This window comes from Pseudorhodoferax sp. Leaf274, assembly GCF_001422445.1.
GTDB lineage: Bacteria > Pseudomonadota > Gammaproteobacteria > Burkholderiales > Burkholderiaceae_C > Pseudorhodoferax.
Map to the genome: position 1 here is coordinate 47,039 of NZ_LMNA01000004.1, position 12,057 is coordinate 59,095.

A 12,057-nucleotide genomic window follows, 5' to 3' on the forward strand; every position below is an offset into this window, starting at 1 on the left:
CTAGGAGACAAGCGATGCACAACGACAAGCGAATCGCCCTGAAGACCCTGGCCCTGGCCGCCACCATGGCCTGCACCCTGGGCGCATCCGGCCTGGCCCACGCGCAGACCAAGCTCAAGTGGGCCCACGTCTACGAGACCTCCGAGCCCTTCCACAAGTACTCGGTCTGGGCCGCCGAGGAGATCAAGAAGCGCAGCAACGGCAAGTACGACATTCAGGTGTTCCCGGCCTCCAGCCTGGGCAAGGAGGCCGACATCAACCAGGGCCTGACCCTGGGCACGGTGGACATCGTGCTGACCGGCGCGAGCTTTGCGGGCCGCAGCTACACGCCGCTGTCGATCAGCTACTTCCCGTTCATCTTCCGCGACGCCGAGCACCAGCTGAAGTACGCCAAGAGCGATGTGTTCAAGGAACTCGCCAAGGGCTACGACGACAAGACCGGCAACCACATCACGGCGCTCAACTACTACGGTGCGCGCCACGTGACCAGCAGCGCCGCCAAACCGGTGAACAAGCCCGAGGACATGAAGGGCCTGAAGATCCGCGTGCCCGATGCACCGGCCTACCTGGCCTTCCCGAAGGCGCTGGGCGCCAACGCCACGCCCATCGCCTTTGCCGAGGTCTACCTGGCCCTGCAGAGCGGCACCGTGGACGCGCAGGAGAACCCGCTGCCCACCATCGAGGCCAAGAAGTTCTACGAGGTGCAGAAGAACATCTCGCTGACCGGCCACATCGTCGACTCGCTGCTGACGGTGGTCTCGGGCCAGCTCTGGGGCAAGCTGTCGGCCGACGAGAAGAAGATGTTCGGCGAGGTCATGGAAGAGGCCGCCGACAAGACCGGCCGCGAAATCATCGCGTCCGAGGCACGTCTGGTCGAGGAGTTCAAGAAGAAGGGCAACAACGTGATCACGGTCGACAAGGCCGCGTTCCGCGAGGCCGTGCTGAAGAACACCAAGCCGACCGACCACGGCTACCGCCAGCAGGACTACGACCGCATCCTCGCCATCAAGTGATGCGCGCCGGGCCGGCGCCGCCGGCCCTTGAGACCGATAACAAGGGAGACCACACGATGAGCGACAAGCTGCTGGGCGACGACGGCGAATTCCATGTCGAGGACGAAGCCGTCGATCTGTCGGGAACGACCGTCGAGGCCTGGATCGCATTGGGCATCTTCTGGCTGCTGGGCCTGACGGTGCTCTACCAGTTCGTCACGCGCTATGTGCTGAACGACTCGGCCGCCTGGACCGAGGAGATCGCGCGCTACCTGCTGGTCGGCGTGGTCTTCGTCGGCGCGGCCATCGGCGTGGTCAAGAACAACCATATCCAGGTCGACTTCTTCTACCGCCACATGCCGCCGGCCCTGGGCCGCGCGCTGGGCCTGCTGGTGGACCTGCTGCGCACGCTGTTCTTCGTCGCGGCCGTGGTCATGACGGTGCAGATGATGCGCAAGATCGGCAGCAGCTCGATGACCATCGTCGACCTGCCGATGAACGTGGTCTACGGCGTGTGCCTGTTCGGCTTTGCCGCGATGCTGGTGCGCTCCATCCAGGTCAGCGTGCTGCACCTGCGACGCGGCTACTGCGTGCTCGAACGCCCCGAGACCACCATGGCCGACCGCTGATCCTCCCCACAAGAACACATCCATGCTGAAGATCGCCTTCCTGCTGTTCATGAGCGCCGGCCTGCCCGTGGCCGTGGCCATGGCCGCCGCCTCGCTGGCCTACATCTGGTGGGCCGGCAGCCCGCCGCCCTTCGTCGTGATCCACCGCATGGTCAGCGGTGTCGACAGCTTCCCGTTGCTGGCCGTGCCCTTCTTCATCCTGGCCGGCAACCTCATGAACAACGCCGGCATCACCAACCGCATCTACAACTTCGCGCTGGCGCTGGTGGGCTGGCTCAAGGGCGGGCTGGGCCATGTGAACATCCTGGGCTCGGTGATCTTCTCGGGCATGAGCGGCACGGCCATCGCCGACGCGGCGGGCTTGGGAACCATCGAGATCAAGGCCATGAAGGAGCATGGCTACAGCACCGAGTTCGCGGTCGGCGTCACGGCCGCCTCGGCCACGCTGGGGCCCATCATTCCGCCCAGCCTGCCCTTCGTGATCTACGGGATGATGGCCAACGTCTCAGTCGGCGCGCTGTTCATCGCCGGGCTGATGCCGGGCCTGATCATGACCATCCTCATGATGCTGACGGTGGCCTACTACGCGCACAAGAACGGCTGGGGCTCGGACGTCAAGTTCCAGTGGCCGCGCCTCATCAAGGCGCTGGGCGAGTTGCTGGTGGTCTGCGCATGGCCCACGCTGCTCTGGTACGCGGTCGACACGCTGGGCGCGCCCGCGCAGCCGGCCGTGATGATCGCGCTGGTCATCCTGTTCGTGGCCGACAAGATCTTCAAGTTCGAGGCCGTGCTGCCCATCATGACGCCCGTGCTGCTGATCGGCGGCATGGCCACCGGCCTGTTCACCGCGACCGAGGGTGCCATCGCGGCCTGCGTCTGGGCCATGGTGCTGGGCTTCTTCTGGTACCGCACGCTGAAGTGGAAGATGTTCGTCAAGGTCTGCCTGGAGACCGTGGAGTCCACCGCCACCGTGCTGTTCATCGTGGCCGCCGCGTCCATCTTCGGCTGGATGCTGACGGCCACGGGCGTCACGGCCGACATCGCCAACTGGGTGCTGAACTTCACCAAGGAACCCTGGGTGTTTCTGCTGCTGGCCAACCTGCTGATGCTGTTCGTGGGCTGCTTCCTGGAGACCACGGCCGCCATCACCATCCTCGTGCCCATCCTGCTGCCGATCTCCAACCAGCTCGGCATCGACCCGGTGCACTTCGGCGTGGTCATGGTGCTGAACCTCATGATCGGCGTGCTGCATCCGCCCATGGGCATGGTGCTGTTCGTGCTGGCGCGCATCGCCAACCTCAGCATCGAGCGCACCACCATGGCCATCCTGCCCTGGCTGGTGCCGCTGCTGCTGAGCCTGGGCATCATCACGTACTGGCCGGCCACCGTGCTGTGGCTGCCGAAAATCATGCAGTGACCCCCTACAACGAGACTCCACGATGACCCCCTTCATCCGCCTGCACCCCTCTGATGACGTGGTGATCGCGCGCGCCCAACTGGTCGGCGGCGCCAGCGTCGAAGACTTCACCGTGCGCGGCCTGGTCCCGGCCGGGCACAAGGTCGCTGCGCACGCCATCGCGCAGGGCGCGCCGGTGCGCCGCTACAACCAGATCATCGGCTTCGCGAGCAAGCCCATCGCCCAGGGTGAGCATGTGCACACGCACAACCTCGACATGGGCCCGGACAAGGGCGACTTTGCGCGCGACTACGCGTTTGGCGCCGACGTGAAGCCCGCGCCCGCCAGGCGCGAAGCCACCTTCATGGGCATCCAGCGTGCCGACGGCCGCGTGGCCACGCGCAACTACATCGGCGTGCTGACCAGCGTGAACTGCTCGGCCACGGCGGCGCGCGCCATCGCCGACCACTTCTCGCGCCAGACCAACCCGGCCGCGCTCGCCGCGTTCCCGAACGTGGACGGCGTGGTCGCGCTCACGCACGGCACGGGCTGCGGCATGGACACGCAAGGCATGGGCATGCAGATCCTGGAGCGCACGCTGACGGGCTATGCCACGCATGCCAACTTCGCCGGCGTGCTGGTCGTGGGCCTGGGCTGCGAGGCCAACCAGATCAACGCCTGGCTCGCCACGGGCCACCTGGCCGAAGGCGAAAACTTCCGAACGTTCAACATCCAGGACACGGGCGGCACGCGCAAGACCGTGGCCAAGGGCATCGCGCTGATCGAGGAGATGCTGCCGCGCGCCAATGCGGTCAAGCGCCAGCCCTGCAGCGCGGCCCACATCACCATCGGGCTGCAGTGCGGCGGCTCGGACGGCTACTCCGGCATCAGCGCCAACCCGGCCCTGGGCGCGGCCGTGGACATCCTGGTCGCGCATGGCGGCACGGCCATCCTGTCGGAGACGCCCGAGGTCTACGGCGCCGAGCACCTGCTCACGCGCCGCGCCGTGCGCCGCGAGGTCGGCGAGAAGCTGGTCGAGCGCATCCACTGGTGGGAGCGCTACACCGCCATCAACGAGGGCGAGATGAACAACAACCCCTCTCCCGGCAACAAGGCGGGCGGGCTGACGACCATCCTCGAGAAATCGCTCGGCGCCGTGGCCAAGGGCGGCACCAGCAACCTGGAGGCCGTCTACGAATACGCCGAGCCGGTCACGGCGCACGGCTTCGTCTACATGGACACGCCGGGCTACGACCCCGTCAGCGCGACCGGCCAGGTCGCCGGCGGCGCCAACATGATCTGCTTCACCACGGGCCGCGGCTCGGCCTATGGCTGCGCGCCCTCGCCCTCGCTGAAGCTGGCCACCAACAGCGTGCTGTGGCAGCGCCAGGAGGAGGACATGGACATCAACTGCGGCGAGATCGTCGACGGCAAGGCCAGCATCCAGGAGATGGGGCAGCGCATCTTCGAACTCGTGCTGGCCACGGCCTCCGGCCAGCAGAGCAAGAGCGAGCAGCACGGCTATGGGCAGAGCGAGTTCGTGCCCTGGCAGGTCGGCGCGGTCATGTGAACTGTGAGCCCCCCGGCTTTTCACTCCCTTCGGCCGTGCAACTCCCCCCGAGGGGGAGGCGCGGCCGCCTTGGGGCGGCCCGGCGGCGGCCGCATATCCTCGGAACCCTCATGAGCAAAACCATTTCTTCCGAACAGCTGACGGCCCAGGTCGCGCAGATCATCGCCGCAGCTGGCAGCAGCGATGCCGAGGCGCAGACGGTCGCGGCCAACCTGGTCATGGCCAACCTCTCCGGCCACGACTCGCACGGCGTGGGCATGGTGCCGCGCTATGTGGACGCCGTGCTCGAAGGCGGCTTGAAGCCGAACACCGGCGCGAAGGCCACCGTGGACATCGGCACCATGCTCGCGCTGGACGGCCAGCGCGGCTACGGCCAGGTGGTCGGCGAGCAGGCCATGCAGTTGGGCATTGCGCGTGCGCAGCAGCACGGCAGCTGCATCATGACGGTGGGCAACAGCCACCACCTGGGCCGCATCGGCCACTTCGCCGAGATGGCGGTGGCGCAGGGCCTGGTGTCGCTGCATTTCGTGAACGTGCTGTCGCGCCCCGTGGTCGCGCCCTTCGGTGGTGGCGACGGGCGCTTCGGCACCAACCCCTGCTGCATCGGCGTGCCGCTGCAGGGCCAGGAGCCCTTCATCCTCGACTTCGCCACCAGCCGCCAGGCCCAGGGCAAGATGCGCGTGGCGCACAACAAGGGCGAGCGTGTGCCGCCGGGCACCTTGATCGACGAGCACGGCCGCCCGACCACCGACCCCGGCGTGGTCGTGGTGCCGCAGAGCAACGGGCTGTTCGGCGCACTGATGACCTTCGGCGAGCACAAGGGCTACGGCATGGCGGTCGCCTGCGAGCTGCTGGGCGGCGCGCTCAGCGGCGGCGGCACCTGGCACCGGCCCGCGGATCAGGCGCGCACGGTGCTGAACGGCATGCTGACGGTGCTGATCGATCCGGCCAAGCTGGGCACACAGCAGAGCTTCGAGCAGGAGGCCCATGCCTTCGTGGACTGGCTGCGCCAAGGGCCAGCCGGCGAAGGCTACGAGAAGGTGCTGGTGGCCGGCGAGCCCGAGCGTGCCTACCGCAAGGCACGCGCGGCGGCGGGCATCGTCGTGGACGACCAGACCTGGGCGGAGATCGTCGAGGCGGGCCGCAAGGTGGGGTGCGCGGTGACAGCCGGCTGAGCGCGTCTTCCGCGTCTACCGCCCCGTCAGCCGGCCGCCCCCCGCGGCACGAGCCGCACCGGCTTCTCGGCCCGCGCACGCAGTTGGCCGCAGCCGCCATCGATGTCTTGGCCGGCCGAGTCGCGCAGCTTGGTCAGCACGCCGCGCTGGTGCAGCGTGCGGGCGATGGCCTTGGCCTTGTCCCAGTCCGGCCGCCGGAACGCGAGGCCCGGGATGGTGTTGTACGGGATCATGTTCAGCAGCGCGTACTTGCCCTTGAGCAGGCGAACGATGCCGTCGATCTCGTCCTCGCCGTCGTTCACGCCGTCCAGCAGCGTCCACTGGTACTGGATCGGGTAACCGGTGGCCCGCGCATAGCGTTCGCCCGCGGCGACGAGTTCTTCGGGCGCGAGCTTGGGCGCGCGCGGCAGCAATCGCTCGCGCAGCGCACGCTTGCTGGTGTGCAGCGACAGGGCCAGCGCCGGCTTCACCGGGCCCTGCGGCAGCCGCTCGAACACCCGCGGGTCGCCCACGGTGGAAAACACCAGGTTCTTGTGCCCGATGTTGCCGTGCAGGCCCAGCACCTCGATGGCCTCCATCACCTGGTCGAGGTTGTGCGCCGGCTCGCCCATGCCCATGAAGACCACCTTCTTCACCGGCCGCAGCGCGCGCGCCAGCGCGACCTGGGCGATGATTTCCGCGCTGCTGACCTGGCGCACCAGGCCTTCGCGCCCAGTCATGCAGAACTGGCAGCCCACCGCGCAGCCCACCTGCGAAGACACGCACAGGCCGTCGCGCGGCAGCAGCACGCTTTCGATGGACTGGCCGTCCTGCAGGCCGACCAGCAGGCGGGCCGAGCCGTCTTCGGCCGGGTGCTGCGACTGCAGCGTGGCCAGCGCGGCCAGGTCGCGCGTCAACTGTGGCAGGTCTGCGCGCACACGCTGCGGAAAGAAGTCGTCGTGCCAGCGCCGTGCGCCATCGATCAGCGGGCGGCCTTGGGCCCATTGGCGCAGCACCCTGCCCTCGTGCAGCGGCAGCGCGCCCAGCGCGCGCAGGCGTTGGCGGAGTTCGGTGAGGGTCATCTGCGCGCGGGCGGCGGTGGCGGGGCGCGGATTGTCGCCGGCTGGCGCGGGTCGACCTCAGTCCAGCCGCAAGCCCAGCTGTGCCGTGACGGTGCCGAAGCGCCGCAGGTCGCGCGCCACCAGCGCGCCGAAGGCCTGCGGCGTGCCCTGCTCGCCCTGCGTGAGCGTGTAGCCCAGCCTGCGCAGCTGGGCATGCAGCTCGGGGTCGGCCAGGCCTTGCACCAGCACCTGGTTGAGCCGCTGCACCACCGCCGCGGGTGTGCCGGCCGGCGCCAGCAGGCCATGCCACTGGTCGAGCTCGAAGCCGGCCAGGCCCTGCTCGGCCACCGTGGGCACGCCGGGCAGTTGCGCCGTGCGCTGCGGCGATGTCACGGCCAGCGCGCGCAGCTTGCCGGCCGCCAGCAGCGGCGCGGCGCTGCTGGCCGTCACGATGCCCAGGCCGACCTGGCCGGACATCACATCGGCCAGCGCCGGGCCGCAGCCCTTGTACGGCACCTGGGCCATGCGCACGGGCGCGGCCAGCTGCAGCATCTCGCCGGCCAGGTGCTGCGGCGTGCCGGCGCCGCAGGAGGCGAACAGCGCGGGCGCTGCCGGCGGCCTGGCGGACTGCAGCAGGTCGCCGAGGTTGCGCAGCGGTGAGGCCGGCGGCACCACGAGCACCGAAGGCACGAAGCCCACGTTGAACACGGCCGCGAAGTCGCGCGACGGCGAGAAGTCCAGCGGGCCGTAGACGCCCGGGTTGATCGCGAACGAGCTGTTGACCATCAGCAGCGTGTGCCCATCTGGCGCGGCCTTGGCCACATGGCTGGCGCCGATGTTGCCGCTGGCGCCGGGGCGGTTCTCCACCACCACGGGCTGGCCCAGCGCCTGCTGCAGCACGGGCGCAAGCTTGCGCGCCAGCAGGTCGGTGCCGCCGCCGGGCGCGAAGGTCACGACGATGGTGATGGGTCGGCTCGGGTAGTCGGCCGGGCCGGCGTGGGCCGCGCCCACGCCGACCACCGCCAGCGCGGCATGCAGGAACAGTCTGCGCAACATGGTCAGGCATCCAAGCCGATGTCGAGCACGGCCGCGCTGTGCGTGATCCAGCCGACCGCGATCTGGTCCACGCCGGTCTCGGCGATGCCGGGCGCCGTCTCCACCGTCACGCGGCCCGAGGCCTCCAGCACGGCGCGGCCGGCCGTCAGGCGCACGGCCTCGCGCAGCGTGGGCAGGTCCATGTTGTCCAGCAGCACGATCGGCACCTGCAGGTCCAGCGCCTCGCGCAGCTGCGCCAGCGTGTCGACCTCCAGCTCGATCTGCACCATGTGGCCGATGGCCGCGCGCGCCCGCTCCACCGCAATGCGCAGGCTGCCCGCGATGGCGATGTGGTTGTCCTTGATCAGCACGGCATCGTCGAGCCCGAAACGGTGGTTGCTGCCGCCACCCACGCGCACCGCGTACTTCTGCAGCGCGCGCAGGCCCGGCAGCGTCTTGCGTGTGCAGGTGACGCGCGCGGGCGTGTGCGCAATCGCATCGGCGATGCGCGCGGTGGCGCTGGCCACGCCCGACAGGTGGCCGAGGAAGTTGAGCGCCGTGCGTTCGGCCGTGAGGATGGCGCGCGCCGACCCCTCGATCTGCGCGATCGCGCTGCCCGGCGCCAGCCGCGCGCCGTCGGCCAGCAGCGGCTGCCAGGCGATGGCCGGATTGCACAGCGTGAAGGCCAGCCGCGCGAGGTCCAGCCCGGCCAGCACGCCGGCCTGGCGCGCCACCAGCGTCAGGCGGCTGCGCGCCTCCTGCGGCACCACGGCGTTGCTCGTGATATCGCCGGCGCGGCCCAGGTCTTCCAGCAGTGCGGCGCGCACGAGCGGCTCCAGCATCACCTGGGGCAACGGAGGCAGCGGCAGGGGCGCCGCGGCCTGGCGGGTGGTGGAAGACTTCTCCATGGTATTGCTCAGTCTGAGTATTAGTGGCGCAAAAAAAGGCGTAAGCCCTGTTTTTACACTCAACTTGAGCATAAAGCCAGCGCCAAGGTGTAACCCAGGCGTCACACAGGAGCAATCAGCGCGAGAGGGGGAGCTTGCTACCCGAGATCGCGCGCTCCAGCAGCACGTCGTCGCGGAAGCGGAACAGCATGGCCGGCCGGCCCGAGCCGCCCTGGGCCAGCGCGCCGGTCTCCTCGACCAGCGCCTGCTGCTCCACCAGGCGGCGGAAGTTCTGCTTGTGCAGCGCGTGGCCGGCCAGCACCTCCACGGCCTGCTGCAGCTGCAGCAGCGTGAACGCGTCGGGCATGAGCTCGAACACCACGGGCCGGTACTTGATCTTGGCGCGCAGCCGCGCGATGCCCGTGGCCAGGATGCGGCGGAAGTCCTGGCGCATCGGCTGGCCGGTGGGCAGCGGGGCTGCGCCGGCGCGGCCACGGCCCAGCGCCTCGGGCACGAGGCGCGCCTCGTACAGCAGCTCGTAGCGCTGCAGCACGAAGTCCTCGTTCCAGGCCGAGCCGCCCAGGCCGAAGGCCGTGTCCATGCGCACGCGGCGCTGCTGCCGCCCGGCGTCGTCGGGTGCGGCGTCGCGCCAGGCCGACAGGGCCGGCACGATCTGCCCGGCCAGCAGCGCGTCGGCCGCGTCCGAGCGCCGGTCTTCCCACGGGAAGTAGCGGTACCAGTCGCGCCAGCCGCTGGCCTCGTCCATGGCCGGCGCTTCGCGCGTGAGCCCCAGGTAGCTGACCGAGATCGCGCGGCTGGCCTGGCCGCGCGCACGGTCGCGGTCGGCGAAGGTGTAGAGCTGCTCGATGTAGCCGATGGGGTGGTGCGTCTGCCGCTCGATCCAGGCGCGCATGCCGGCCTGCAGCGAGCGGTGCGTCTGCTCGAACGGCCCGCTGGGCAGCGCCTGGCCGCCGTGCGTGGTCAGGATGCGCGCCTGCCCCTCCGTCACGGCGACGAGCACGGCCACCAGTTCGGCGGCAATCTGCTGGGACGGCGGGGCGGCTTCGGGCAAGGGTGTGGGGCGGGTCTGCAAAAGGCCCGCATTGTGCCGCCGCCACGCTCCTATCATTCCGCCTCCCCACGCCCTGAAGGCCCAGCACCGGTGCGCCTGAACCTCTATTCGCTGCAACTGTTCGTCGCCGTCGTCGAGGAGGGCAGCATCGCCGCGGCCGCCGCGCGCGAGCACATCGCCACGTCCGCGCTCAGCAAGCGCATCTCCGAACTGGAGCGCCAGGTCGGCACGCCGCTGTTGATCCGCCGCGCGCGCGGTGTCGAGCCGACCGAGGCCGGCCGCGGCCTGGCGCGCGGTGCGCGCACCTTGCTGCACAACGCCGAAGGCCTGGCCGACGCAATCCTCGACCAGGCCAGCGGCGCGGCCGGCCATGTGCGGCTGGCGGCCAACCTGTCGTCGATCACGCAGTTCCTGCCGAACGACCTGGCCCGCTTCGCGCGCCAGCACCCGCGCGTGCAGATCGACCTGGAGGAGCGCGTGAGCTCGGTCGTCACGCGCCTGGTGCTGGACAACGCGGCCGACATCGGCATCTTCACGAGCGCGCTGGACCTGCAGGGCCTCACGGTGTTCCCCTACCGGCGCGACCGCATGGTGCTGGTGGTGCCGGCCGCGCACCCGCTGGCCGGCCACAAGACCCTGGCCTATGCCGACACGCTGGAATACGACCAGGTCGGCATGCACCGCGGCAGCGCCGGCAACGAGATGCTGATGCGCGCGGCCACGGCCGCGAACCTGCCGCTGCGCATGCGTTTCCAGGTGACCTCGTACGACGCGATGATCGCCATGGTCAAGGCCGGCTTCGGCGTGGGCGTGATGCCGGGCGATGCGCTGGCGCTGTACGCGGGCGATGGCTTGGCCACCATCGCCCTGTCCGACGACTGGGCCCGGCGCGAACTCAAGCTGTGCGTGCGTTCGGGCGACGGGCTGCACGGCGCGGGCCGGCTGCTGCTGGCCCACCTGCAGGCAGCCGCCCTAGGCTGACACCGCGGCGATCTCGGCCGCGCTGAACCCGGCCTCGCGCAGCACCTCGGCGGTGTGCGCACCCGGGTCCGGCGCCGGGAGCCGCACGGCGCATGGCGCCTCGGAGAACTTCACCGGAAAGCCGTTCATGCGCACCGGGCCGTGGCCGGGGTGCTCCACCTCCAGCACCATCTGCTGCGACAGCACCTGCGGGTCGCTGTAGACCTCGGCCAGGTTCATGACCGTGCCGCAGGGCACGCCGGCGGCGTTCAGCGTGGCGATCCAGTGCGCCTTGTCGTGGGCCAGCAGGGCCGCGTTCACGCGCGCGTTGATCTCGGCGCGGTGGCGCAGGCGCAGCGCGTTGGTGGCAAAGCGCGGGTCCTCGCGCAGGTGCGTGATGCCGAGCGCCTGCAGCAGCTTGTGGTAGACGGCATCGTTGGACGGCGCCACCGCGATCTCGCCGTCGCTGGCCGTGAACAAGCCGTAGGGCGCCACCAGCAGGTGGTCGTTGCCGGTGGGCACGGGCAGCCGGCCGCTGGCCAGGAAATCGGCGCTGGCGAAGGCGCCGAAGCTGATCAGCCCGTCCACCAGCGAGGCACCCACGCGCTCGCCCTGGCCGGTGCGCGCCCGCCGCACCAGCGCGGCGGCCGTGCCCAGCGCGGCATAGCAGCCCGCGATCAGGTCGCTGATGGGCAGCGTGCTGCGCATGGGGCCGGTGTGCGGCGTGCCGTTCATGCTCATGAAGCCGCTCATGGCCTGGGCGATGAAGTCGAAGGCCGGCCGGTCCACGTAGGGGCCGGACTGGCCGAAGCCGCTCACGCTGGTGTGCACGACGCCCGGGGCCAGCGCGCGCAGCTGGTCCCAGCCCAGGCCCATGCGTTCCATCACGCCGGGGCGGAAGTTGTCGACCACCACGTCGGCCCCCGCGATCAGCCGGCGCAGCGCCGCCATGCCGGCCTCGGATTTGAGGTCGAGCTGCACCGAGCGCTTGTTGCGGTTGAACGAGGCGAAGTACCAGCTCAGGCCGTCGACGATCTCGCCCTGGGCGCGCACCGGGTCGCCCTCGGGCGTCTCGATCTTGACGACGTCGGCGCCCATGTCGGCCAGCAGCATGGTGCAGAACGGGCCGGAGAGGATGCGCGTCAGGTCGATGACGCGGATGCCGCTCAGCTGCATGAAAACCTCCTGGATCTGAAGCAGGCGCGATGTTGCGGCATGCGCGCGGCCCACGCATCGCATTTGGCGATGCCCCCTTGCCCATCGGCCAAGCCTGTGCCCGTGCGCGCCGCTATGCTGCCCGG

General features: G+C 70.0%; 11 protein-coding genes. 6 read left to right on the forward strand and 5 right to left on the reverse strand.

All coding sequences use genetic code 11. The features are described 5' to 3' along the window. Positions 1-14 precede the first annotated feature (14 nt). The 5 genes from ASF44_RS08515 (at position 15) to ASF44_RS08535 (ending at position 5,762) form a co-directional block, all read left to right on the forward strand. Positions 15-1,013, forward strand: a complete 999-nt coding sequence (locus ASF44_RS08515; protein WP_082524612.1) for a sialic acid TRAP transporter substrate-binding protein SiaP — start codon at positions 15-17, stop codon at positions 1,011-1,013. Between the two features lie 56 nt (positions 1,014-1,069). Beyond that, positions 1,070-1,621: a TRAP transporter small permease gene (locus tag ASF44_RS08520; protein ID WP_056898790.1), complete on the forward strand. Its 552-nt coding sequence runs from the start codon at positions 1,070-1,072 to the stop codon at positions 1,619-1,621. A 22-nt stretch (positions 1,622-1,643) separates the two neighbouring features. After that, on the forward strand, positions 1,644-3,038 hold the full coding sequence (locus tag ASF44_RS08525) for a TRAP transporter large permease (RefSeq protein WP_056898791.1): 1,395 nt from the start codon (positions 1,644-1,646) through the stop codon (positions 3,036-3,038). Between the two features lie 22 nt (positions 3,039-3,060). Then, on the forward strand, positions 3,061-4,587 hold the full coding sequence (locus ASF44_RS08530) for a UxaA family hydrolase (RefSeq protein ID WP_056898792.1): 1,527 nt from the start codon (positions 3,061-3,063) through the stop codon (positions 4,585-4,587). A 110-nt stretch (positions 4,588-4,697) separates the two neighbouring features. Then, the gene (locus ASF44_RS08535; protein ID WP_056898793.1) at positions 4,698-5,762 is read left to right on the forward strand and encodes a malate/lactate/ureidoglycolate dehydrogenase; all 1,065 of its coding nucleotides are present in this window, start codon (positions 4,698-4,700) and stop codon (positions 5,760-5,762) included. Positions 5,763-5,788: 26 nt separating this feature from the next. On the opposite strand, the gene ASF44_RS08540 is transcribed toward ASF44_RS08535, so the two are convergent. The 4 genes from ASF44_RS08540 to ASF44_RS08555 form a co-directional block, all read right to left on the reverse strand. Continuing rightward, a complete protein-coding gene (locus ASF44_RS08540; RefSeq protein ID WP_056898794.1) occupies positions 5,789-6,823 on the reverse strand; it encodes an RNA methyltransferase in 1,035 nt (344 codons plus the stop codon). A 57-nt stretch (positions 6,824-6,880) separates the two neighbouring features. Next, entirely contained in the window at positions 6,881-7,858 is a 978-nt protein-coding gene (locus tag ASF44_RS08545) for a tripartite tricarboxylate transporter substrate binding protein (protein WP_056898795.1), read from the reverse strand. A gap of 2 nt (positions 7,859-7,860) precedes the next feature. Continuing rightward, entirely contained in the window at positions 7,861-8,745 is an 885-nt protein-coding gene (nadC, locus tag ASF44_RS08550; RefSeq protein WP_056898796.1) for a carboxylating nicotinate-nucleotide diphosphorylase, read from the reverse strand. Between the two features lie 115 nt (positions 8,746-8,860). After that, positions 8,861-9,853, reverse strand: a complete 993-nt coding sequence (locus ASF44_RS08555; protein WP_369820911.1) for a hypothetical protein — start codon at positions 9,851-9,853, stop codon at positions 8,861-8,863. A 33-nt stretch (positions 9,854-9,886) separates the two neighbouring features. Here ASF44_RS08555 and ASF44_RS08560 point away from each other — a divergent pair, with 33 nt between their 5' ends. Next, on the forward strand, positions 9,887-10,777 hold the full coding sequence (locus ASF44_RS08560; RefSeq protein WP_056898798.1) for a LysR substrate-binding domain-containing protein: 891 nt from the start codon (positions 9,887-9,889) through the stop codon (positions 10,775-10,777). Here the strand turns inward: ASF44_RS08560 and ASF44_RS08565 are convergent. Further along, on the reverse strand, positions 10,769-11,932 hold the full coding sequence (locus ASF44_RS08565; protein ID WP_056898945.1) for a CaiB/BaiF CoA-transferase family protein: 1,164 nt from the start codon (positions 11,930-11,932) through the stop codon (positions 10,769-10,771). The two genes, ASF44_RS08560 and ASF44_RS08565, sit on opposite strands and share 9 nt — an antisense overlap. Positions 11,933-12,057 lie beyond the last annotated feature (125 nt).

Excerpts from the sequence above, each read along its gene's own strand:
- nadC (WP_056898796.1), bottom strand. The coding sequence starts at position 8,745 with ATGGAGAAGTCTTCCACCACCCGCCAGGCCGCGGCGCCCCTGCCGCTG.
- ASF44_RS08555 (WP_369820911.1), bottom strand. The coding sequence starts at position 9,853 with ATGATAGGAGCGTGGCGGCGGCACAATGCGGGCCTTTTGCAGACCCGC.
- ASF44_RS08540 (WP_056898794.1), bottom strand. The coding sequence starts at position 6,823 with ATGACCCTCACCGAACTCCGCCAACGCCTGCGCGCGCTGGGCGCGCTG.
- ASF44_RS08535 (WP_056898793.1), top strand. The coding sequence starts at position 4,698 with ATGAGCAAAACCATTTCTTCCGAACAGCTGACGGCCCAGGTCGCGCAG.
- ASF44_RS08545 (WP_056898795.1), bottom strand. The coding sequence starts at position 7,858 with ATGTTGCGCAGACTGTTCCTGCATGCCGCGCTGGCGGTGGTCGGCGTG.
- ASF44_RS08520 (WP_056898790.1), top strand. The coding sequence starts at position 1,070 with ATGAGCGACAAGCTGCTGGGCGACGACGGCGAATTCCATGTCGAGGAC.
- ASF44_RS08530 (WP_056898792.1), top strand. The coding sequence starts at position 3,061 with ATGACCCCCTTCATCCGCCTGCACCCCTCTGATGACGTGGTGATCGCG.
- ASF44_RS08515 (WP_082524612.1), top strand. The coding sequence starts at position 15 with ATGCACAACGACAAGCGAATCGCCCTGAAGACCCTGGCCCTGGCCGCC.
- ASF44_RS08565 (WP_056898945.1), bottom strand. The coding sequence starts at position 11,932 with ATGCAGCTGAGCGGCATCCGCGTCATCGACCTGACGCGCATCCTCTCC.
- ASF44_RS08525 (WP_056898791.1), top strand. The coding sequence starts at position 1,644 with ATGCTGAAGATCGCCTTCCTGCTGTTCATGAGCGCCGGCCTGCCCGTG.